Source organism: Qipengyuania atrilutea (genome assembly GCF_013370205.1).
Lineage (GTDB): Bacteria > Pseudomonadota > Alphaproteobacteria > Sphingomonadales > Sphingomonadaceae > Actirhodobacter > Actirhodobacter atriluteus.
Window position 1 is genome coordinate 13879 of record NZ_JABWGV010000002.1, and the last position, 23609, is coordinate 37487.

Sequence of the window (23609 nt, forward strand, 5' to 3'; positions counted from 1 at the left end):
GCAAGCTGGCGATGACGTAAAAAGCGAGAGGGCAGAAAGAAACGCGGAAGATCGAGGTTTGTCACTACGCCTCTCGACCCGCATTCCGAACCGGATCGAATCTAGGCTTCGCAACAGAATCGATAAAGATTACGATCCCAGCGCCGATATCGTGACTGTCTTCGGAAAAACCGACGACGAAATACGTAAGCGTTCATCGCCTGGTCGTATAACTACTAGGCCGCAGTAACCGCCTTTAGGGTAACCTGTTTTTGCGCGGGGCGATAATCGGGGACTGCCTCATTGAGGCATTCGCGCACAGCATTTTCATCATTCGCTTTTATTGCACGCTCTAGTCTAGCCATAAAGCTGCCGAGCTCTTCAGAAGAAAGAGAGACTTCCCGTGCCTGCAAAATTTGAGGATGATCTGTAGGCATCGCGTCATCCTCAATCAGCAGTTCCTCAAAAAGCTTTTCGCCAGGTCTAAGGCCAACAAACTCAATAGCTATATCTCCTGATTGTCCATTCTCAGCCATCGTCATGCCGGATAGCTCGATCATGTTGCGCGCCAAATCGACAATCTTGACCGGTTCGCCCATGTCGAGCAGAAAAACCTCACCGCCCGTTGCCATCGCTCCGGCCTGTATCACCAATTGAGCAGCCTCCGGAATCGTCATAAAATATCTGACCACGTCGGGATGGGTCACAGTGACAGGACCACCTTCAGCAATTTGCTTGCGAAAGAGCGGAACGACGGAACCATTTGAACCTAGAACATTGCCGAACCGCACCATTGAGAAGCGCGTAGCGATTTTCGCGCCGTTGCAACTCTTTGCCTGCAGGACCAATTCCGCAACACGCTTCGTTGCGCCCATCACACTTGTAGGACGAACGGCCTTGTCTGTACTGATGAGGATAAAAGCCTCGGTTCCATGGCGCATAGCGATATCCGCCATGGTACGCGTTCCGATGATATTGTTGAATGCACCTTCAACGGCATTCTGCTCGACAAGAGGTACATGTTTGTACGCAGCCGCATGAAAAATACAGTCAGGACGCCATTCCGCAACTACGCGATCCATTTTCGCTTCGTCCGTCACCGAACGAAGTATCGAAACGAGTTTGCAGCCAGCGCCGTCCTTCAAAGCAGCCGCTCGTTTCAGTTCTTGCTCAATGGAATATAGCATGAACTCGCTATGGTCGACCAGGATCAATACGGATGGCTGCATTGCAGCAATTTGACGACATAGTTCGCTACCGATGGAGCCACCGGCACCGGTAATCATGATGGCTCTTCCGGTAATCGCCCTCTGCAACAGTTCCAGATCAGGCGGAACGGCCGTCCTACCAAGCAAGTCCTCGATCTCCAGTTCTTTTAGGTCGAGGACCGAAACTTTACCCTGCGCCAAATCCAAATAACTAGGGAGCGTTCGAATGTGCAAATTGAATTGCTTCAGTTGCTCGACGATCTCGCGCGTTCTACTCCTACCAGCCGAAGGAAGAGCTAGTAGAATATCTGTAATTTGTTTTTCTAAAACAACAGTATGAAGTTCAGTGGGGTTATAAATACGAATCCCATCTAATGTACGCGACTGGAGTGAAAGGTCGTCGTCGATAAAGCCAGCGAGATTCATCTCTCCACTTGCGCGTATCGCCAACGCCAGTTGGCGTCCGGCCCTACCCGCACCGTAGATTAGCACGGTGGGCACATTGGTCTTTTGCCACGGGAACGTGATCGAACGGTTCAGGAGGGAACTCGCGACAACGCGGAGCATCACCATCATGCAGCCTAAAATCAATGGCTGGAGCAAGCCGACCGTTCTTGGGACACCATCAACGCCTATAAAAGTGAATATTGTCGCGAAAATAAATCCATGTAGCAGTGCTACTTTCGCGCTCAAAAAAAGAGACACGCTCCCTGCGTAGCGAAAAATCGCCCGGTATCCCCCCATCATGAGCGATAAAGGAACGACCGTAGCGATGGCGATTGCAGTAGGTAAAAGGATCGCGTCATCTACTGGAGGCCAGAAGCCTAAACGCAAGTACGTGGCCAGCATTACGCTGGCAAAACACAAAACTGCGTCAAGCATGACTACCACTAGACGCTTAGACCAGCGCGGAAGCGCAAGAATTTTTCTTACATAAGACGGAGGTAGGTTCATTGTGATTTTAACTCAAAAAGTATTCTTTTTATACTGTTTAGGTTCTCAAAGATGGTACATACTTCGACGCTTAAGGCAGCGAGACTGCTTCGTGTTCTAGATTGTTTCTAGTTGTGTTGAATAACAGGGATAACATTTTCGGAACGATGTTTTTCCAACCAAGCTTGAAACATCAATATCGTCCAGATTTGGTATTGATGATGCCCCGACCCTTCGCAGTGTCTTTCCCAAATCTTTGTGACCGCACTTGGATTGAAGAAGCCCTCCTCCAGCAGGCGCCTAGGTTCCAGCAAATTATCAGCCCAGGAACGTAACGGTCCACGCAGCCAATCGCCTATCGGAATCCCGAATCCCATCTTCGGACGATCAACGATGCGCTGCGGAACATAACGATAAAGCAGTCTGCGCAAGATCTTTTTTCCAGAATTACCAGTTACTTTCTCAGCCAGCGGGATTTGCCAAGCAAATTCGACCACCTGCGGATCAAGAAAGGGAACTCTTGTTTCAAGGCTAACTGCCATGCTTGCTCGATCGACCTTCGTTAGAATGTCATCGGGAAGATAAGTTAGCGTATCGGCTAACATCATTGCTTCGATATTGGAAAGCTCCCCACTTAAACCGCAGCTCAGATATGTCGGCGGCTCTTCACCACGGATAAGTAGGTCCGATGGATTGTCGAAGTGAGACACCAACTGTCGGTAAACGTCGCTTATATCTTCAGAGCTGAGTATGCGAGCAACCTTAGGCAATCGATCGCGTAAACCTTGATGCCGGAATTTTGCTGGTAGCTTGTTGACCATCGCTTGGGCAGCAATTGCGGTACTCGGACGCTCGAGAATGCTTGCGGCTGCGTTTCTAATTGGTGTCGGTAGCTTTCGGGAATTTTTGAAGAGTCGATTGGCTAGGATGTACCTAGTATAGCCGCCAAATAGCTCATCTCCACCGTCACCGGATAACGCAACAGTAACGCGCCGTCTCGTCATCCTGCTGACCAGAAAGGTCGGTATCTGAGAGGAATCAGCGAACGGCTCGTCCCAGAATTCTGGGATTTGAGGGATCAAATTCAGAGCGTCTTTCGGTGTAACGTACAATTCTTCATGATTAGTCCCGAGGTGCTTCGCAACCGCTGCCGCCACGTCGGCTTCGTTGTAGCCCTGCGATGTAAATCCAATAGTGAAGGTGTTGACGGGACGTTCCGAAATACTCTGCATCAAGGCTACAATTAAAGATGAGTCGATGCCGCCGGAAAGGAAGGCACCAAGCGGAACATCAGCAAGCATGCGCTGTTCGACCGCCTTACTAAGAATTTCATTCAGCCTCGAAACAGTGTCGCCCTCTCGGACCCCTTGAGCTCGCGCGCGAAGGACGGTTTGTTCCATAGACCAATATTGTGATTGTTGGACGATGGATCCGCCTTCATCAATCTCAAGGTGGGTTCCGGGGTCAAGCTTTTTTACCTTTTCGAAAATTGAAAAAGGCCCCGGAACGTAATTATGCCGGAGAAACAACGCCAACGCATTGCGGTCTATGGTCGGATCGAAATCAGGGTGTGCCTTTAAGGCTTTTAGTTCCGACGCGAACAAAAAGCTTTTGCCGCATCGACCATAAAAAAGCGGTTTCTCGCCAAATCTGTCCCTTGCGAGATGCAGTTTGCGCTCCCGCCTGTCCCAGATCGAGAGTGCGAACATGCCATTCAATCGAGGCAACGTTTTGCGAACACCCCACCTTGAAACTGCCTCCAACATAACTTCCGTATCCGAATGCCCAGACCAATTTATGGCACCGGATTTTTCGAGTTCGGCCTTTAGCTCTTTGAAATTGTAAATTTCTCCATTGTATACCGTCACATAGCGCTGGCAGCGCGAAATCATTGGTTGATGACCCGCACCAGACAGGTCTATTATCGACAGCCGGCGATGCCCTAAAGCGATTCCGTGACGCGGATCTGTCCACCGTCCCGCATCGTCCGGCCCACGATGCGCGAGTTGACGCGCCATGCCTTCGACTGTCGCCGAAAGTGCGCCGTTATTTTGTGCCACACCAATGAAACCAACGATCCCGCACATGAGCAACCTTACCTATTCGTCCGACGACGCCAGAGGGACCCTCTAATTGCCCCTCTTTGAGGGCGCCGCCATCGTTAATGAAAATACAGCCGGTGAGCGATCTAAGAACTGAGATAAAAGATCACACAAGCTCGCGATAAAGTTCGGCGTACTGCTGCGCAACAGCCTGGATGCTGAAATGATTTTGTATCCTGACGCGAGCCGCTTTTCCAACCGCGTCGCGTTGATCATGTCCCATATCTACAGCTCGTAGCAGAGCCAAGTATATTTCAGCTTCATCTGTTCCTGATGCGATCAGTCCGCAGTTTTCTATCAAAGTCGGCGTCGCGCCCACAGGTGTGGCTACACAGAATTTTGCGCATGACATCGCTTCTCCAACAGCATTAGGAAAGCCTTCACCAAGAGATACGTTGGTAGCAATATCAAGGCCGCAAACGATTCGTGGCACGTCGCGGCGGTCGCCGAGCAATCGGAGGTTTCGTGACGGAATGCGCGATACGAGCGAATTTACATGCGGGTTATTTGCCGTCATGTCCTTTCCGGCTAAGACAAAGACCAAATCATCACGACTTTCGAGGAGTCGCGCGCATACTGAAAAAAAGGCAGCGTGATTCTTCCACGGGTCAAAGCGAGCCACCAGTCCGATCGCAAGTGTGTCATCTGATAGCCCAAGTTCGTTCCGAACTGAACGGCGGGCTTCGCTATCGGGACGGAAAATATTCGTATCAAAACCGTTAGGTATCAACCTACGCTTCGCGGGTTTGAAGCCGATAGCTTCATGGCCGCAAGCTGCGGCGGAGGAATTATAAATTATCGCATCGGCAAAACGCGATCCGCGCGCCTGTAAGCGAATGGCTGCCTGTTGATGTAACTTTGCGGTTTGAGCAATTGGCACTTGCTGCCTGATGTTCCATACTAATGGTTGCTTTGAACGAGTTCGTACGGCAAAAAGAGAGGCCAAATTTCCGTGGTACATCCAGCCCTGAATGACATTTGGCTGGACGGTGCGCACGGCTTTTGCGGTTTGCAGCAAGAATGTATTCCAGAGCCCTTCCCGCTTTCGGCCCTCAAGCAAGACCGCTCCAGCAGCCTCTAGTGCGGGGGACAGTTCTCCTGGGCCAGTAAGGCTGAGTACGTGATGATTTAATTCCGGCGTATTTTCAACAAGCCGGACAAGCATGTGTTCAGCGCCCCCCGGTCCTAAACCTGATATGAAATGCAAAACGCGCAAAGCAACACCCACACCTAACCTTACCTTCTCCGGAGCTAGCTCGCCCTAAACCCTTGCAGGGCAGCCGACAATCGCGCAGATGTCCGCGGTCTAAAGGTACACCACGTATGCCGTCACTTAAAATCAACCGCACCTATCAGGCCGTCGCCGTTGCGTTCCTTTTTTGCGGAGTGTTTTTCGCTGTCGATTGGCTAGAACGCTTTCCATACAATTTCCCTGACTTGTCCAATTACCGAGAAGGCTTTTCCAGTGGCTGGTATTTATTCTCGGTAATTAATTTAGATTGGCTGCGCTTCTTTTTGTCTGAGGGTACGTGGGTTTACGGCTTCGATGCTCTGTGGCGCGAGCTTGGGGATATCGAGACAAGCTTCTTGGTCGTTAGCTTCGCTTCTTTGTTATTAATTAGTACTTATGTCTTGCGACAGAGCAGATCTGCCGCTCCGCTAATCTTCTTTATAAATCCAGCGTTCATACATTTGATTGTCGAGCAACTTAGGTCGGGCTTAGCCTGCGGGCTCTTTTTTACCGCGGTTCAGGCCAAGAGCCACTACGCTAAAATTCCTCTATTTCTTTTAGCCGCCTCAATACACACCTCTTTTCTTCTTTTCCTTTCATTGTATTATCTGTATTTGTTCACTAAGAAAACTCGCATTATTGTATGGTTGACCGAAAGGTATGCGGTGTTTTTCATGGTATTGTTTGCGCTCGCACTTACGTTAGCTTTTTTCCGGGACGCCGCTTTGAGCGCCATTGATGATAACCGAGCATTTATACTAGAAGACCAAACTTCAGGCATATTGCTAGGTATCGCTTGGTCCACATTCATCGTCAGCTACATGATATTAAGAAACAATAAGCAGTTCGATTTTAACTTTTACTTTTTTGTACTTAACATAATGATGTTTATTGCATCGATATTTGCCGGGGAATATGGGGCCCGCTTCGTGTCGGTAGCCATCCCAGCACTAGCAGTCCTTAGTCAAGATGTGCCAAAAGAGCGCCGTCATCTATTTTATTTCCAATATGTTCTTTTCTCTACGATTTATTTCGTAATTTGGGCGAATGGATAGTGCATCGTTTAGTCGATCCCATGAGGCGTACGATCTTACAGTTCATGTCGGTCGCGCCATTTATTCTGGCAGCGGGATCGGATAAGTTTGTTACGCGAACTGTCTACTCAACTGACGAGCTAGAGCAGCTTTCAATCTCTCGGGACCGGGTCCAATTAAATGACAAATATCGAAGCGGGATTTTCATTTGGAGAACAGGAAATTTTTCTGACCGGATAAAACGCGATTCAAATTCTTTGTTGTATGTGCGGTCAGCATTGAAAGGGTCGCGCGAGGGGGCGTGGGTTAGAGAGGGCTTGGTTGCAACGCCCGAGATGCTCGCGAATGGCAAGAGATTGATTGATCACACGGCTTTATTACAAGAGCTTTTTGAACTTGCGGGCGAAGGCGTCACACTGCGTTTAGATGGCGCCTACCATATCTCGGCGATGGTGGCCGTGGCGAACCGATCGAAGTTTGTCGTTGAGGGGCGAGGATCTATCACTGTGAAGGGCGGCACGCCCGTGGCCTACGGTTTCGGAATGCTCTATTTTTCCCAATGCACTGGATTCAAGCTAATGGGACTGACTCTCGATGCTGCCCGGGATACTCGGCAGGCCGCAGAGGTTCACGCTCATTCTGTTACGTTTCAATCTTGCCATGAGTTTTCGTGTATCGGACTTCGGGTACGGAATGCCGTTTGTGATGGCATCTTTTTGTATTCGGCTGAACCAGCTAAATTTGACACGCACTGCAGTGACTTTTTGTTAAAAGATTGTTCAGTAGATGGAAGCTACCGGCAGGGTTGTTCTATCATCGAAGCGCGAAATGGTGTAATTGATGGAGGCCATTATAGTGGCACGCAAGGTACCGCTCCGGGAGCCGGCATAGATCTCGAAAGTGATGCCGGGGCGCCAGACGGAGCTATTAGTGACATTACTTTGAAGAACGTAGATTTCGCTCAGAATGATGGGTTTGGTGTTCTGGTTGCTACAGTAGCGTCGCCGCGTAATATAAAGGTCCTGAACTGCAGCTTTCGAAGCAATCGCTTGGGAGCGATTTCGTTTGGAGCGGAATCTGGTTTTATTACCGGTTCAAAGATCACGGGGTTTCTCTCGACGGCATTTCGCGGCGCAATTGACTTTCCAGCAGCGAAAAGACAGATGAGCGCGATACGAATACGTGTTGTTGACACCGAATTTGCGGACGTTGCAAGCGCTCACTCAGAAGCACCTCTAATCTACGTCCATGAAAATGCTTATGCCCCTGTTGAGGTGGATACCTTAGTCTGTAAGCACTCAAGCGTCGCGATAGCGCGACTTGGTCGTGAAGGAAGCGCCCTCCGTCGGGCCTACATTACAGCCCACCCAAGCATATGTAACCATGCAATCGCCTTGGCCGGAAATGAAACTGAATTTACGGATAATACGATTGTTGGCAGCGAGGGAGCGGTTTTGGTGGTGGTTGGCCAAAGGACGCTTATCACGAGAAACCAGTTCAGAGAAATCAGACATACGGACTGGGAGGGGGCAATCCGGGTAATCGCACCAAGCGCAATTATCGAAAAGAATTACCTGCAAGGGAATGGCGAAGTCGCATTACGCCTTGAAGCTATAAGTAAATCTATCAGAGAGAATGAGTTTGATGGATTTAGTACCGCTGTCGTCAGGTCATTTCTTAAGTAACCTCGATGCGAAAGCGGGCGCACGCAGATATCGCGGTTTATCTTCCTTCGCTCGAGGGCGGGGGTGCCGAGAGAGTTTTCGTTACACTCGCGAATGGCTTTTCCGCCCGCGGATATTCAGTCGACCTCGTTCTCGTGAACGCAACAGGCCCATATATCCCTTTGGTAGACGAATCAGTCCGTATCATCAATCTTCGAAAGGCCAGCGTCTTTAAAAGCATCGGAGCACTCGCTTCCTATTTGAGGGAGGAGCGACCGAGATGCTTTCTAAGCGGCCTTAGTCATGCCAACGTAGCTGGGCTGATTGCGATACTTATGTCTGGCTCACCTGTAAGATCGGTTATAAGTGAAAGGGTAAGCCTCTCGGCCTCCCGACTCTATCAGAAAAGCGTGAAGGACCGAGCTACTCGTTTACTGATGCACCTACTTTACAAAAGGGCAGACATAATTACAGTTGTGGCGAAAAAGATTTCGGATGAACTAGTTAGTGAATTACGTCTTTCTCCGCACAAAATTGAAACTATTTTCAATCCGGTCGAGCGCGCGACTATCTTAAGAGCATTGCGGGGGCCACCTCCTCATCCTTGGCTGAATAAAGGCGCATCGTCGCCTGTTATCATAGGTTGCGGACGGCTTACGGCGCAAAAAGACTTTCATACACTTTTGCGAGCGTTCGCTATTTTAAGAACCACGCGAACAGCAAAACTTATAATACTAGGCGAAGGCGAGGACCGCGCCAGCTTAGAGCGAGAGATTATAAGGGCCGGTTTGAAAGACGACGTCGAAATGCCCGGATTCGTTAAGCGCCCGGTTGATTACATGGCGCATTGCTCTGTATTTGTACTTTCATCCCGTTACGAAGGCCTTCCTGGAGCGTTAGTCCAAGCACTTCACTGCAACGTACCGTTGGTCAGTACTGATTGCCCGACGGGTCCGGAGGAAATTCTCGAACGAGGTCGCTGGGGTCAGTTGGTCCCAGTAGGTGACCCCCATGCGATGAGCGTTGCGATCGAGAAGGCAATCGATGGGGCCAATACTGACACGACCGCACGACAAATTGCCTTCAGGGAAAGTTACGCTATTGATGAATATCTTCGCGTCCTCGGTCTACCACCTCAGAAGTAAAGTCGTTCCCTTATGGCGAAAGCTGTGAGCAAAGCTTTTACCATCGACTCCTATGGGCGAACAGAATTTGCTCATAACTATCGTCAGAACTTTTGACGGTTACCTCCTCGCCCTCCAAATATACCAAAATCGACCGGCTGTCGGCGCTCTTCTTCACGAAAGTCGCAATTGCGCGTGCGATACTCCGAGGAGTTTTACCACGCAATATCGTTCGGCAAATAGCTACGGCGCAGCCTAGACGTCCATGAAGTCGTGTCATGTCGCGAATATACAGTCCGGCAGCCAACGGTGAAGCGGCAAGCAATCCAGCGCGCGCCAATTTGGAAAGTCCGTCCCTGTTCGCGCGGAAGTCCAAATGCAGCTCAGCTCGACGTAACCCAACCGCAAACTTCGCCACCGCTTTGGGTATTACTGGCCACCAAGATACGTAATTTTGAAGAGCAAACCGATAATACTCATAATCACCGTACGCGCGCATACCGCGATTTAACTGACTGAGACGCGGCTCACCATGATCGTGAAAAACGCGAGCGGGCTCTTCGATGAACCGCGTTTTATACTCCTGCGCTAACTCGAGCCACAGGCGACCTTCAGGGATGAATTTGGTCGGTAAGTGTGTTGGAAAAGGATGCTTTTTTAATATTGCAGTTTGAATAATACCTATTCGCTCGGAAGTCATGCCCAAGATGAATGTCGCTCGAGCGCTATCAGAATCAACGACATCGTGCGGTGCGGGAGCACCAACCAACTTTCCCCCCGCATCGATACATCGGGCAGTCACTCCAGCAAACTCAGATCTTCGGTCGATCGGTATCTCACTCCACGCTCGATTAAAAATCTCTAGAGCGGTCGGCATCAATTCATCATCCGAATCAATTGTCAAAAAAAGTTTGCCAGCAGCCAGCGCCGCGCCCCGATTGATCGCCGTATGCTTTCCGCCATTTGGTTGCCAAACGTAGCGAAGTGGGAAACTTGCAATAGCTGCAAACTTAGCTACTTCGGCTGCTGTATCATCTGATGAGCCATCATCGACAATAAGCCATTCGAAGTCCCGAAAGCTTTGGACATTAATGCTTCGAAAGAGGCGAGTAAGTGTTGCTGAACGGTTATAAGTCGGGGTAAACACCGTGAACAAAGGCAGTTCTTGGCCAGCTTGCGCTTTTTTCATGTTTCTAATACATCTCTGAAAGTAACCGAGCATTTCTGATATCTACGTATGACAACAATTGCCTTCATAGTAAATGATTCGAACTTCTTTATTACCCATCGTCTTAACCTAGCTGTTGCTTGTAGGATTAAGGGCTACCGAACGATTATAGTTTCTCCGCCGTGGCCCGACTTAACCGTGTTGAAAAAGTACCAGATTGAACATGTAGAAACCGACACAGTCCGGGAACGAAACTCCGTTATTAGCCAGATGAGGCTGTTCTTTACTTACTTTTCGATCGTGAAGGCCATACGGCCAGACTTGGTGCATTTGATTACGGCGAAGCCGATAATTCTTGCAGGTATCGCGGCGAGAATACTTCGCATTCCCGTTGTTGCAGCGGTATCTGGCCTAGGTTTTGCATTTATCGGCCGCTCACTGAGAACCAAAATCCTTCGCTGGTTGGTAGGCAAAGGGTACGCCCTATCGCTCAACTCCGACCGAAATACAGTTATTTTTCAAAATACGAGTGACAGGGATCTCCTGCTCGAAAATGGATCAATCAGATGGCCCGCTTTAGTCTTGATTCCGGGGTCGGGTGTAAATCTAGATCAAATTGACGTCCGCTCAGAACCGACCGGATCAGTAGTCGTACTGCTTCCTGCAAGGTTGCTCGGCGACAAGGGCGTAAGGGAGTTCGTTGAGGCTGCTCGGCTCGTCAAAACAAAACACGGCGATGTCGTTTTCCGACTGCAAGGCAAAATTGATGAGCAGAACCCAACTGCGATATCTTTGTCGGAACTGTCAGACTGGGTTGCCGAAGGAGTAGTTGAATACGAGCCGTTCAGCAGCGATCCAAATGAAATGTTCGGCAGCTCACACATCGTCGTTCTGCCATCCTATCGTGAAGGATTTTCAAAAAGTCTTATCGATGCAGCGGCGGCCGGGCGGCCAGTTATCACGAGTGACGTACCAGGTTGCCGCGATGCGATCATCCCAGGCATAACCGGACTGTTGGTCCCAGCGCGAGACGCACACGCTTTGGCTGAAGCGACTTCCGCGCTTGTTGAAAACCCTGCGCTCCGGGAACAAATGGGGAGAGCTGCGCGACGCCATGCCGAAAAAGAATTTGACATCCGAATAGTCACTCAAATCCATCTGGATATTTATGAACGCGCGCTCGAAAAGACATGAACCAAGATAAACTAGAAGATCGTCGCATACTGATTACAGGAGCTAGCGGCTATATAGGAAGGCATGTGGTTGACGCCTTGTGCGAATCAAACTGCAATGTCGTAGCCGTTTCCCGCAGCAGAACCCTTTCGAGCCAGCCCTTTTGTACTCAATTATCGATACAACATTATGACGAATTGACATCTGAAAATAGTCTTCAGAACATAAATACAGTTTTTCACTTTGCGGAGAATTCCAATCGTAGGGCGCCGATAGCCAACGAACGGGTTGCACTAGCCGGAAATCTTGCGCGTGCCAGTTCTGCCTGCGGCGTGAAGACATTCGTTTATGCCAGCTCAATATATGCGGAATACCCGTCATCGGGCATCTATGGCACCGAAAAGTATACGGCCGAACGCGCAATCCTAGATAGCGCTGGCGATATGCGGATAGTCATCTTGCGCCTGCCTCCGGTCTATGGTGGCGGTGCAAAAGGTTTGTACGGAAAGTTAAGTTCTTGCGTCCAGCGTAAAATACCGCTCCCTTTCGCCCTAGCGAAGCGACCACGGCGATTTCTCGGGGTCCAAAATCTTCGTTCGTTAGCCGTACAATTATGCAATAGCACTAATCTAAACCACTTAATCCTGACGCCTGTAGACATGGAGCCTTATTCTCTCAAGGAAATGGCGCGATCGATTGCGCAAGTACGGAGAAAGCCCCTAGTTCTTTTTCCTGTGCCATTTATTGATAGCCTTTCTCCCTTAACAGTCACATCGTCAGAAAAGCACAGGAGCTCACTTAATGAACTGATCGATATTGGATGGACCCCCCCCTATTCAGTAAAATCGAACATCGAATTCGCGCCGGTCGAAGATTCTTGAGCGGATGGCGAAAGGTCAATATTTTAATACGAAGCTATCTGCTAGTACGACCAATAACATCAGTATGGTCACGCTTGATGACTGTTCGATACAAGATTTTTATATCATCGCGTAAAGACCACTTTCGCAGGTACTGCGCGTCGTGAAGCGCCAACTTCTCTGGCTGCGACATATCCAGCCCTGCAAGTTGGCTTAGGCCAGTGATGCCGGGTTTTAGCGTATGTACACCTAAAGATTCGCGCTTTTCTAACAGTTCGATCTGTTGCGGAAGACAGGGTCTGGGACCAACGAAACTCATCTTGCCGCGCAGAACGTTCCAAACTTGGGGTAACTCATCAACCTTCGTCCTTCGTAGAAACGCCCCTAATCGAGTGATTTCGTTAGTGGAGGAGAGATGGCTTGGAAGCTGTAAGGCATCCTTCCGCATGGTCCGCAACTTGTACAATCGGAATGTTTCGCCGTTACACCCAACGCGACACTGGACAAAGATCGGATTTGACTTGTCGATCAATACGATCAGAATGGCCAACATAGAACAAATTACAAAACTTGGCGGGATGAGGACTAGTGCTATCACGAAGTCGAAAAATCTTTTCCCAATCATCCTAAAATACACCTAAAGAAGTCTTGATGGCGTGTTATTCAAGTGAAAACCTCTTTTAAAGACTTGCATATCTCTCGCCTAGTTCTAGCCGCAGGTGCGAGACGGCTGCTTTAAGATCGAAAAGTCGGCCCTTGTCGCCGACGAGCATGAGCAATTTTTCATTCTGTTCAACGTAGTCGGTATGCGGCACTGCTAGAACCACTAAGTCGTACGTCTCTGTTAGCTCACCTTGGTGAAGCTGGATCTCGTACTCCTCGAACGCCTCTTCAGTGGATGCCAGCGGATCGTGAACGAACACTTCTCCGTGATTGGATAGTGCCCGCACGAGATCTGCGACTTTGGAATTACGCAGATCAGGAACGTTTTCTTTGAAAGTAAGCCCAAGAACCAAAATACGCTCTGCACGCGCTTTTCCAATCGCTGCATCTGCTACCCAGTTCGCCATTTGATCGTTGGTAGAGCGCCCTGCTAAGATCACCTTGGGATCCACCCCATTTTCCCTTGCCACATGGCTTAAATAGTATGGGTCCACGCCGATACAGTGACCCCCTACAAGCCCTGGTGTGAACGGCAGAAAGTTCCATTTGGTTCTTGCTGCAGCAAGAACATCGTAAACCGATAGGCCGAGTTTGCCAAAAATCTGAGCAATCTCGTTCATGAATGCTATGTTGATATCGCGCTGAGCGTTCTCGATCACCTTCGCCGCCTCCGCGACTTGGATCGATGGCGCGCGATGCACTCCGCCTGTTGTAACGCGTAAATAAAGATCAGCCACGCGTTCCAATGTCGCATCGGTCTGGCCCGACACAACTTTCGTTATCCGATCTACAGTATGCTCTCGATCGCCGGGGTTTATCCGCTCGGGAGAGTAAGCGAGAAAAAAATCGACCCCGCTTGTCAGGCCTGTCATCCGTTCGATTTCCGGCCCGCAGATATGCTCGGTTACTCCGGGGTAAACCGTACTTTCAAAGATTATTATAGGCTTCAGCACCGGGTCAATCATCGTTGCGACACTTTGCGTCGCGGCAATCATCGCAGACAAGTCAGGCTTGTTATCGCCAGTAACCGGAGTAGGTACTGTGACAATATAAATGTTAGCAGTGGGACAGTCGTTCGGATCACTCGTCAAGTGAAGCCTGGCTGCGTTCAAATTTTCGGCAGAAACTTCATCCGTCCGATCATATCCACTGCGAAGTTCATTGATGCGTGTTTGGTCGATATCTAAACCCCAGCATTCCCCCGTCCGGGAGAGAGCAACCGCGAGTGGAAGCCCTACATAGCCGAGGCCGACTACGACTATCTTTTCGTTGCTTGGCGGGGTCACAACCACGCTCCTAGTTTGGTGAGATTTGGTAGGAGCGCGCGTCTAGATTGATAACCTTCTATACTCAAGGCGTGTTTTCGCTAATAGAAAGTTCTTGCTGGTTCGACCGAGAACCAAGCGCAAAACCGAACTCCCATGATGAGCGAAGTTAGACCGCAATTCCTAATGCCACGAATGTTAGCAAACAGAATTTGGCTATCTTCATCCGCGCGCACCTTTAGTTTGGTCGCGGGACTGGCTGCGATCGCCAAATTAATCGGGCTTGCAAAAGAAGTAGCGATCGCATCAGACTTCGGCGCTGGGCCGCGAATTGATGCTTACCTGCTCGTCTTCAATCTGCTGTCGTTACCAGCGACGATCTGGCTGGCTGCCACAAGCGCCATCCTTATTCCTAATCTCATCCATTTAGAGCGAAACGAATCGGAAGAAGCCGCCTCATTTCTTTCGGAATTTTTCGGACTTTCAGTCGTTGCCGGCTTAGTTTTGGGACCGATTGCCGGCGCGGCACTGTATGCGTACGTATCAAGCCCATTGTCCGGTCTGCCCTCGGAAAGCCAAGATCTAGCTATCACGGCGGTCAGCTGGCTCTGGGTAATGTTGCCGCTTCTTTTTCTGTCCTATTGTGGCGGTGCCTGCCTCATGGCGCGAAACATACATAGTAATACCCTTTACGACGCGTCACCGGCCTTATGCATTGCTGTAGCTCTCATACTGACTGACGATAACTTTACCGCCCTCCTTGCCGCGACGGCGGGCGGCTTCTTCCTGCAGTCGGTGCTAACGGCAATCTCGTTGTATCGGAGGGGCGACTTATATCTTCCACGGATCAAGTTGCGAATGGCGGTTTGGCGCCCTTTAATACCCGCGTTGCTGGCGATCATTGGCGTTCAATTACTGCAATCTACGACAAGTGTACTCGACCAACTGATAGTCGCTTGGCTTGGCCCAAATTCGATATCCCGCTTCGGCTACGCGCTCCGTATTCAGGCAGTTCTTTTCTCGTTATTTGCCTTGGCTGTTCCGCGCGTTCTCTTGCCTGCAATCGCCGTGCTGCGATCGCAGAATGCCGAGGACGTGGACGGTTTCATCCGAAAATGGGCTTGGGCACTGGGTAGTTTCGGACTTGGTCTGTCGATCATTTGTACTGCGTTTTCTGTGCCCATGGTATCTTTGTTATTCGAGCGAGGTTCGTTTGGGCGTGAAGATACGATAACAGTTGCAAAAATTTTCGCGATACTGTCATGGCAGCTACCATTTTATTTACTGGCCATGTTATATTCGCAGCAGAAAATCGTCGAACGCAATTATAGACTGCTAGCCTGGGTCGCTGTCAGCGCGATCGTTTCTAAAGTAACAATCGGATTTTTACTAATTCATTTATTAGGCCTATATGGGCTTGCCGCATCGGTGGTCGTCGTATCCATTATACAGGTTCTACACTTGAGAATTATATCCCAAGCGCAGCGGTCTAAAGTGGGCAGTTAGCATCAGATTTACCCGGCAGACGATCTAGGACACATCTTCGACCCGGAAGACGTTGCGCCGACCACGATTGCTGTTTACCCGCGTTATAAAAAGCGACCTTTGACTACTGAGTCAGGAGAACACATTGAACAAGCCTACTTACCGCCGCAACCGCGTCCTTGTAACCGGCGGAGCTGGCTTTCTTGGGTCGCATCTGATCGATCGACTGCTTGAGCGGGGAGACGAAGTTCTGTGCGTCGACAACCTGTTCACTGGCGACAAGAGCAACATCGACCATCTTGCGGGCAATCCACGCTTCGAATTCATGCGGCATGACGTTTGCCTGCCGCTGTTCGTCGAAGTGGATGCGATCTACAATCTCGCCTGCCCGGCCTCGCCAATCCATTACCAGCACGATCCGGTCCAGACGACCAAGACGAGCGTCCACGGTGCGATCAACATGCTTGGTCTCGCGAAACGCCTTAAGGTACCGATCTTCCAGGCATCGACCAGCGAAGTCTACGGCGACCCCAGCGTTCATCCGCAGCCCGAAAGCTACTGGGGCAACGTCAATCCCATTGGCATTCGCAGCTGCTACGACGAAGGCAAGCGATGCGCCGAGACGCTGTTCTTCGATTATCATCGGCAGCACGATCTTAGCATCAAGGTCGCGCGCATCTTCAACACCTACGGTCCGCGTATGAACGCAGCCGATGGACGCGTCGTATCCAATTTCGTCGTCCAGGCGCTGCACGGCGAGGACATTACGATCTACGGCGACGGCTCGCAGACGCGTTCGTTCTGCTATGTCGACGACCTCATCGAAGGCTTTCTGCGGTTGATGGATATCGGTCCCGAAGTCACCGGACCGATCAACATCGGCAATCCGAACGAGTTCACTATTCGCGAACTCGCGGAACAGGTTCTTGCGAAGATCGGCGGCAAGTCGAAGCTGATCGAGGAGCCGCTCCCTCAGGACGACCCGATGCAGCGCAAGCCTGACATCACGAAGGCGCAGGACGTGCTCGGGTGGGAGCCGAAGGTGCAACTCGATGAGGGTCTTGATCGGACGATCGCGTATTTCCGCAAAGTGGTAGCGGGCTGAGGTACTCGGCATGAAAAAGATTCTTGTCACCGGTACCGCCGGGTTTGTCGGTTATCACCTCGCGGACCTTCTTCTCTCCGAAGGATTTTCCGTCGTCGGTTACGACGGCATGACGGATTACTATGACGTGCGCATCAAGGAGCGCCGTCATCAGATGTTGCTTCAAAACCAGCATTTTCTCGCTGAGGAGGGACTGCTCGAAGATTTCGAGAAACTTCGCTCACTCGCGATGGCAGAAGAACCGGACGTTATTGTGCATCTCGCTGCTCAGGCGGGCGTGCGCTATAGCCTCGAGAACCCACGCGCTTACATCGATGCCAATCTGGTCGGTACGTTCAACGTCATGGAATGCGCCCGCGAACTCGGCGTCGAACATTTGCTCATGGCATCGACCAGTTCGGTTTATGGCGCGAACGAGGAAATGCCTTTCGACGAGCGGCAGAAATGCGACACGCCGCTGACGCTCTATGCAGCGACCAAGAAGGCAAACGAGGCGATGGCGCACAGCTATGCGCATCTGTGGGACTTGCCGACGACGATGTTCCGCTTCTTCACGGTTTACGGTCCGTGGGGACGACCCGACATGGCTTTGTTCAAATTCACCAAGGGCATCATCGAAGGCACTCCGATCGACGTTTACAATCGCGGTGAGATGTACCGGGACTTCACCTATGTGAGCGATCTTGTGCGCGCTATCCGCTTGCTGATCGACGTCCCGCCGCAGCGGCCCGAAAATGCGGAGGATATCGCAGAGTTCGATTCGCTATCGCAAGCCGCTCCCTTCCGCGTAGTGAACATCGGCAATAGCGAGAAGGTCAAGCTGACCGACTACATCGCGGCAATCGAGGAGAGCGTCGGCAAATCTGCCATCCGCAACGATATGGGGATGCAAACCGGCGACGTACCCGCGACCTGGGCGCATACGACATTGCTACAGGAATTGACCGGCTACCGGCCCGAAACCGGCTACCGGGAAGGCGTCGCGAAATTCGTTTCCTGGTACCGCGATTATTATCAAGTCTGACGGTTAGCCGGAGTCATTCTCGCCAACAGCTCGCAGATTTGCTGCGCGGCTTTACCGTCTCCGAATGGGTTCTTTGCATTCGCCATGGCGGCATAGGCCTGCGGGTCGTCTAGTAGCCGCTCCGTTTCGGAAACGATCCGTATCTCCTGCGTACCAACCAACCGTGCGGTGCCGGCGACGATCCCTTCAGGCCGCTCGGTCGCATCGCGCATGACAAGGACCGGTTTTCCGAGCGCTGCGGCTTCCTCCTGAATGCCGCCACTGTCGGTGAGCAGCAGCGCCGAAGCCTTCAACAAGCGCACGAACGGCGCGTAGCCGAGCGGCGGAACAAGCGCGACGTTCTCACGATCATTCAACGCATTTTCGAGCGCGGGCCTCACGGCAGGGTTGGGGTGGACGGGACAAACGATTGCGACGTCCTCCCTGACTGCAATCGTAGCCGCGGCGCGCGCAATGTTGCCCAAACCTTCCTCGAAGCTCTCACGACGGTGTGCTGTCAGAACGATGATGCGCTTCTCCGCGAACCGCTCGAGCACTTCGGTGACCTCGGCGCCGAGTGTGCTATCGGCATCCAGCTTCGCCGCCATCCAGCGAACTGCATCGACCGCTGTGTTACCGGTTACGTGAATGCTTGCCGGGTCAACGCTTTCTGCTTCCAGCGAGATCGCCGCAGTCTGCGTCGGAGCGAAATGCAGCGAGGCAATAGCCGTAATCGCCTTGCGATTGATCTCTTCCGGCCAAGGCCGGTATTTTTCGCCGCTTCGCAATCCGGCTTCGGCATGGGCCACGGCGATCTGCCGGTAATAGGCAGCAAGCGCCGCTACCAGCGCACTGGTCGTATCGCCCTGAACGAGAACGACATCAGGTTTTTCCATATCGAGAACGCCGCCGATGCCGGTAAGCAGTCTCGCCGTAAGTTCGTCGGGTGTCTGGCCGGGCTGCATTACATCGAGGTCGTAGTCGGGCTCGATGCGGGCTACGTCCAGAACCTGGTCGAGCATTTCGCGGTGCTGCCCCGTCACGCAAATGCGCGAAGTGAAGCGCGCGTCGCCGGTCAGCCTATGCAACACCGGGAACAGTTTTATCGCTTCGGGCCGCGTGCCGAAAACGGTCAGAATCTTGAGCGGCCCAGTCATTCGCTGACCCGCTTACCGCGTCGCTATCGCACCCGCAAAATCAATCGTCGCCAGCGGAGCTTTCGGACGGCGGCAGACCAAGCTCGCCCGTAGTCACGCCGGTTTCCGTCTCATCACCGGGCAGCGGAGCGGCACGCTCGCGCTCCAACCGTTCTTCGTATTCACGTTCGATCTGCTCGACGCGGCGCTGCGTTTCCTCGGCATCTTCGTCGATGGTCGAAAGCCGCCGCTCGCGCTCTTCTGCGATCAACTGGCCGAAGCGTCCCTCGGCCGAATTCCGGCGATCGGCATAGGCCTGTTCGATCAGCTTTTGCGTGCATCCGGTCGCGCCGCCCGCCCCGACGGGGGTGCAGGAATTGATGCCGGTTTCGCCGACCGTCTGGAGCTGCTGCACCCGCTCGGCCCAGGCCGTATTCGCCGGGTCTTCGCTGTAACGCAGCGCCCGGGGAATGCGGTACGGATCTTCGAGGACGCCGCAGACCGTGATGACCTCATCGGTCGAAGCCGGGCATTCCTCGTCTTCGGTGATGTAGACCTGATTGACTGCATAATCCTCGTCCTGCGCCGATGAGGCAGACGGCAGCGCCGCAAGCGATACGGATGCAAATGCGGCGGAGAGGACGAGGCGTTTCATGTCGGTTTCCAGATCGATTTTCGGTGCGTTTGAAAGAAGGCGTTTGGCCGTGAACCAACCATGAAGCGAGTGAGCGCGGGCAGTGGTTCCCGCTCAGATACGCTGCGACAGCGCTATCGCGGCCTTGCAGCCGAGCCGGATCGCGCCCGAGAGCAGCGGGTAGGCCGCCGCCTCCTCCGCGCCAGAGCCGATGGCGGTATCGTGATGCTCGCGCTCTTCCTCGCGAAAGCGTTCGATCATGGCCGCGAGTTCGGGGTCGCTGCCGTCGGCTTCGAGTCGGTTGAGCTGCTCCGAATAATGCTTATCGATTTCGGTTTCGACGGCAGCCGTGCAAGCCATCGCGGCCTTCGGACCCATGAGCGCAGTTACGGCGCCTAGCGTATAGCCTGCAGCGGACCAGAATGGTTCAAGCACGGTCGGCCGAACCCCGCGCCGCGCCATCAAGGCGTCGAATTCCGCCCGGTGAACCGCCTCCTGCGCAGCCATGTGGCGGATTTCCGCGCTGTCGGGAGCGCGGTCACCCATCACGGCAAGCTGACCGGCGTAGATGCGAGTCGCGCCAAATTCACCCGCCTGGTCCACGCGGATCATGGCGTCGATTTGTTCCTTCTTCACCGCGGCTTCCTTTTCGCAAGCAGATAGAGGATGGAAATCGCTCCGCTGACGGAGATCAGGAAATTCCATCCTGCCAGGGAAACGCCCAGCAGGTCCCACGGTGCCCTGTCGCAGCGGATCATTGGCGCGGCGGAGATCGCATCGATTGCGCTAACGCCCTCGGCTCGCGCCGCCGTCGCGCAGTCGGTGACGCCCTGCCACCAGCCGTATTCGACGCCCGCATGGAACCCGCCAATAATGCCGGACACGAGGATCGCCAAGGCTGCGAGCGCGACCCACAGACGCGGCGGGCCGAGAACATAGGACATCAGACCCAGACCGATTGCGGCGTAATGCGGATAGCGCTGCCACATGCACATCTCGCACGGGTAAAGGCCGAAGCCGTATTGCGAGATCAGCGCTCCGCCGATCAGCAGTGCCGGAATTCCGACCGCAAGGCGCTGCGCCAGCCGTGAGGACGGCGTGTCGATCATGGTCGCGAACCGGTCATGCAGGAATGAGGCGCCATATAAGCGCGTTTTCTATCAGCTCAGTTGCGCTTGGCCACCGTATTCGGCGCTGTCCGCCGCAAGGTCTTCAGCGCGTAATCGAGCTGGAAGTCCTCGATTCCCTTTTCCTTCAGCTCCTCAGCGGTGAACTGGAAGCGCGGATCGTCGAGCCGGTCCTGCTCCATCGCATCGTCTTCGACACCAAGCTCGTTGATGAGATGCCCGCGCAGATCGGATTCGCGCCGCATGAACTTGGAACGCAAGGCAAGGTCGGGATCGCTCAGCTGCGGCACGGCGATATCGGGCTTGATGCCGCCTTCCTGCACCGAATGACCCGAAGGCGTGAAGTAACGCGCCGTCGTCAGCTTGAGCGCGGCTTCGCGGCCCAGCGGCAGGAGCGACTGGACGCTGCCCTTGCCGAAGCTGCGCTCGCCCATGATGACTGCACGCCGGTGATCCTGCAGGGCTCCCGCCACGATCTCGGAAGCCGACGCCGAACCGGCGTCGATCAATACGATCATCGGCACGTCGCTCGCGATGTCCCCGCGGAACACGCTCTCCGCATCGTAGAGCAGGGTTTCGCCGCGTGCACGGCCCCGCTGCGAGACGATCCGGCCGTCGTCGAGGAACAGGTCGGACAGCGCCACGGCCTCGTCAAGCGAGCCGCCCGGATTGGACCGCAGATCGAGCACCAGACCCGTAATCCGGCCCGATGCTTCTTTCTGCAAATTGTTCCACGCGGCATAGACGTCGCTGCCCACATCGCGGGAGAATTCGTTGACCGTAATGACGCCGATATTGCCGGCTTCGAGCTTGGAAGTAACCGGTTCGAGCTCGATCACGCCGCGCGTCACATTGACGTCGAACGGTTCGTCGCGGCCCGGCCGGAATACGGTCAGCTCGATGGACGTGCCTGCGGGTCCGCGCATCATGCCGACCGCTTCGTCGAGGTCGTTGCCGTAGATGAGCTTGCCGTCGAGATGCGTGATGTAGTCGCCCGCCTTCAGACCAGCCTGGTCGGCAGGGCTGCCGCGGAACGGCGAAATGATCTTAACCGCACCGTCTTCCTGCACCACCGAAAGGCCAAGGCCCGAGTAGTTGCCGTCGATCAGCGTTTCGAGTCGCTGAAGGTCCTGCCCGTCGAGATAGGCGCTATGCGGATCGAGCGATGCAAGCATTCCGTCGATCGCGCCGCGGATCAGCTTCTCGTCGTCCACCTCTTCCACGTAGCTTGCCTTGATCCGCTCGTAAGTAGCGAAAAGGCGCGCGAATTCGGGCCCTGCACGTCCGTCGACCTGCGCCATGCTGGCAGTTGTCGCGGGAATGAGCGCGACGGCCGTGACCAGCGCGGCAGCTTTCAAGGTAGGGCGGGCGAATGCGGCGATCTTCATGGAATGGAATGCTCCTAGCAACTGCCGATATATATGCCTGACCGCTGCTTAATGCCAGATTAGTTCATTGAGCGGCCGCGTACTCGAGCGGATTGACCGGCTTGTTCGCCCGCCGCAGTTCGAGCAGGATCTCCGGGCGCGTAGTGCCGGTCCTCCCCAGCGGACCGCCAGCGGCGAGTGTGTCACCCACCTCCACGTCGAGGTCTTCGAGGCCCGTCACGAGGCTGGTCCAACCCTTGCCGTGCTCGATGATAGCGATCTGGCCGAACCCGCGGTAGGGGCCGGCGAAGGCCACGCGCCCCGCCGCCGGTGCGACGACCTGCGCGCGCCCGTTCGGCTCGATGACGATACCCGACTGCCGCATCCCGCTGCCGCCCTGCTCGCCGAAGCCTGCCGTAACGCGTCCGATGACCGGCAGACGGTAATCTTCAGGACCGGAAGCAGAGGCGCCCGCCCTTGCGCCGCTTTGCTTCGCTGCCGCCGCCATGCGCGAGGCGGCACGCCGAGCGGTCGGCTGCGCTGGGCGCATGATCGGTCCGGGCAGATCTGCAAGCGCGGCGCTTTGCGATCCGCTCGCGCCTATCTGCGACAGAAGCCCGTTCAGGCTGCGTGCCTGTGCTGCGAGTTCGTGCGCTCGCTCCGTCTGCTGGCGCGCCTCCCCAGAAGCCTTACGCGAAGCAAGGCGCCGTTTGCGAAGATCGGCCTGCAGCCGCGTGCGCCGTGCGCGCAGGTCGCGCTCGCTTCGTGCTAGCGCCGCAAGCGCTTGCTCGCTTTCGCGTGCCAGCGCCTGACTTCGCTCGAGCTCTTGTCGAAGGTCCACTGTCCGCTCCCGGATCGCTGGGACCGTCTGGTCGAGCACGGCTCGTAGATAGACGGTCTCCTTAAGCGATCCCGGTTGCAACGCAGTCAGCGAAAGCGGCCGCGCAGTGAGCCGCTGAAGCGCCGCTGTCAGCCGCACTAGGGGCTCGCGTTTCTCTGCAAGCGCTCCGTCGATGATTCGGCCTTGGCGCGCGATCAGCGTCATGCGAGTGCGTGCCGCCGCCATGCTGGCCTCCTCGAGCTGGATCTGACCGGCCAGCGACGCAAGTTCGCGGTTCGCCCGCTCCGCACCCGCCAGATCGGCTTCAGCCGCTTCGCGTAGCTCGTCGGCGCGGCGCCGCGCGGCTTGTTCTTGTCTTTGAGCCCGCGCCAGATCTTTCCGAATTTCGGTCAAACTTTTGCCGGACGCGGAGTGCGATTGCGCCAGCAAGGGCTGGATCATCGCCGCTCCGAAGACGAGCGCCGTGCCAATCAGGATGGCGGCGATCAGGACAATAAGTTTGCGCAT

Annotated in this window: 20 protein-coding genes; 8 read left to right on the forward strand and 12 right to left on the reverse strand. The window is 53.7% G+C overall.

The features are described from left to right. Positions 1-215 precede the first annotated feature (215 nt). The 3 genes from HUV48_RS05125 to HUV48_RS05135 all read right to left on the reverse strand — a co-directional run bounded on the left by HUV48_RS05125 (position 216) and on the right by HUV48_RS05135 (position 5450). On the reverse strand, positions 216-2069 hold the full coding sequence (locus HUV48_RS05125; protein WP_217906702.1) for a polysaccharide biosynthesis protein: 1854 nt from the start codon (positions 2067-2069) through the stop codon (positions 216-218). A gap of 179 nt (positions 2070-2248) precedes the next feature. Further along, positions 2249-4207, reverse strand: a complete 1959-nt coding sequence (gene asnB / locus HUV48_RS05130; RefSeq protein ID WP_176266738.1) for an asparagine synthase (glutamine-hydrolyzing) — start codon at positions 4205-4207, stop codon at positions 2249-2251. 121 nt (positions 4208-4328) lie between these two features. Then, entirely contained in the window at positions 4329-5450 is a 1122-nt protein-coding gene (locus tag HUV48_RS05135; RefSeq protein ID WP_176266739.1) for a glycosyltransferase, read from the reverse strand. Between the two features lie 95 nt (positions 5451-5545). Here HUV48_RS05135 and HUV48_RS05140 point away from each other — a divergent pair, with 95 nt between their 5' ends. From HUV48_RS05140 to HUV48_RS05150, 3 genes are read left to right on the forward strand one after another with little or no spacing between them, the layout of a single operon-like run. Continuing rightward, complete coding sequence (locus HUV48_RS05140; protein ID WP_176266740.1) at positions 5546-6508, forward strand: EpsG family protein; 963 nt, start codon at positions 5546-5548, stop codon at positions 6506-6508. A gap of 20 nt (positions 6509-6528) precedes the next feature. Next, complete coding sequence (locus tag HUV48_RS05145) at positions 6529-8172, forward strand: right-handed parallel beta-helix repeat-containing protein (protein WP_176266741.1); 1644 nt, start codon at positions 6529-6531, stop codon at positions 8170-8172. A gap of 5 nt (positions 8173-8177) precedes the next feature. Next, positions 8178-9296, forward strand: a complete 1119-nt coding sequence (locus tag HUV48_RS05150) for a glycosyltransferase (protein ID WP_176266742.1) — start codon at positions 8178-8180, stop codon at positions 9294-9296. Between the two features lie 37 nt (positions 9297-9333). On the opposite strand, the gene HUV48_RS05155 is transcribed toward HUV48_RS05150, so the two are convergent. Further along, on the reverse strand, positions 9334-10464 hold the full coding sequence (locus HUV48_RS05155) for a glycosyltransferase family 2 protein (RefSeq protein ID WP_176266743.1): 1131 nt from the start codon (positions 10462-10464) through the stop codon (positions 9334-9336). Between the two features lie 48 nt (positions 10465-10512). On the opposite strand from HUV48_RS05155, the gene HUV48_RS05160 reads away from it, so the two are divergent. Then, on the forward strand, positions 10513-11637 hold the full coding sequence (locus tag HUV48_RS05160; RefSeq protein WP_176266744.1) for a glycosyltransferase family 4 protein: 1125 nt from the start codon (positions 10513-10515) through the stop codon (positions 11635-11637). After that, entirely contained in the window at positions 11634-12497 is an 864-nt protein-coding gene (locus HUV48_RS05165; protein WP_176266745.1) for an NAD-dependent epimerase/dehydratase family protein, read from the forward strand. The genes HUV48_RS05160 and HUV48_RS05165 overlap by 4 nt, the downstream gene beginning before the upstream one ends. Before the next feature lie 34 nt (positions 12498-12531). On the opposite strand, the gene HUV48_RS14645 is transcribed toward HUV48_RS05165, so the two are convergent. Further along, entirely contained in the window at positions 12532-13101 is a 570-nt protein-coding gene (locus HUV48_RS14645) for a sugar transferase (RefSeq protein ID WP_176266746.1), read from the reverse strand. A gap of 55 nt (positions 13102-13156) precedes the next feature. Further along, positions 13157-14425 carry a nucleotide sugar dehydrogenase gene (locus tag HUV48_RS05175; protein ID WP_176266747.1) on the reverse strand — a complete coding sequence of 423 codons (1269 nt, stop codon included), beginning with the start codon at positions 14423-14425 and terminating at the stop codon, positions 13157-13159. A 135-nt stretch (positions 14426-14560) separates the two neighbouring features. Between HUV48_RS05175 and HUV48_RS05180 the strand changes: the two genes are divergently transcribed. From HUV48_RS05180 to HUV48_RS05190, 3 genes are all read left to right on the forward strand, one after another. Then, on the forward strand, positions 14561-15910 hold the full coding sequence (locus HUV48_RS05180) for a lipid II flippase MurJ (protein ID WP_176266748.1): 1350 nt from the start codon (positions 14561-14563) through the stop codon (positions 15908-15910). 124 nt (positions 15911-16034) lie between these two features. Next, a complete protein-coding gene (locus HUV48_RS05185; RefSeq protein WP_176266749.1) occupies positions 16035-16994 on the forward strand; it encodes a UDP-glucuronic acid decarboxylase family protein in 960 nt (319 codons plus the stop codon). Between the two features lie 10 nt (positions 16995-17004). Then, complete coding sequence (locus HUV48_RS05190; RefSeq protein ID WP_176266750.1) at positions 17005-18018, forward strand: NAD-dependent epimerase/dehydratase family protein; 1014 nt, start codon at positions 17005-17007, stop codon at positions 18016-18018. Here HUV48_RS05190 and wecB read toward each other — a convergent pair. The 6 genes from wecB to HUV48_RS05220 all read right to left on the reverse strand — a co-directional run bounded on the left by wecB (position 18009) and on the right by HUV48_RS05220 (position 23609). Next, positions 18009-19154: a non-hydrolyzing UDP-N-acetylglucosamine 2-epimerase gene (gene wecB, locus HUV48_RS05195; RefSeq protein ID WP_176266751.1), complete on the reverse strand. Its 1146-nt coding sequence runs from the start codon at positions 19152-19154 to the stop codon at positions 18009-18011. The two genes, HUV48_RS05190 and wecB, sit on opposite strands and share 10 nt — an antisense overlap. Before the next feature lie 40 nt (positions 19155-19194). After that, the gene (locus HUV48_RS05200; protein WP_176266752.1) at positions 19195-19788 is read right to left on the reverse strand and encodes a hypothetical protein; all 594 of its coding nucleotides are present in this window, start codon (positions 19786-19788) and stop codon (positions 19195-19197) included. A 93-nt stretch (positions 19789-19881) separates the two neighbouring features. Further along, the gene (locus HUV48_RS05205; RefSeq protein ID WP_225871577.1) at positions 19882-20379 is read right to left on the reverse strand and encodes a demethoxyubiquinone hydroxylase family protein; all 498 of its coding nucleotides are present in this window, start codon (positions 20377-20379) and stop codon (positions 19882-19884) included. Between the two features lie 20 nt (positions 20380-20399). After that, positions 20400-20876 carry a disulfide bond formation protein B gene (locus HUV48_RS05210; protein ID WP_176266754.1) on the reverse strand — a complete coding sequence of 159 codons (477 nt, stop codon included), beginning with the start codon at positions 20874-20876 and terminating at the stop codon, positions 20400-20402. 56 nt (positions 20877-20932) lie between these two features. Further along, positions 20933-22282 (reverse strand): S41 family peptidase, encoded by a 1350-nt coding sequence (locus HUV48_RS05215; protein ID WP_176266755.1) that lies wholly within the window; start codon positions 22280-22282, stop codon positions 20933-20935. Between the two features lie 64 nt (positions 22283-22346). Then, the gene (locus HUV48_RS05220; RefSeq protein WP_176266756.1) at positions 22347-23609 is read right to left on the reverse strand and encodes a murein hydrolase activator EnvC family protein; all 1263 of its coding nucleotides are present in this window, start codon (positions 23607-23609) and stop codon (positions 22347-22349) included.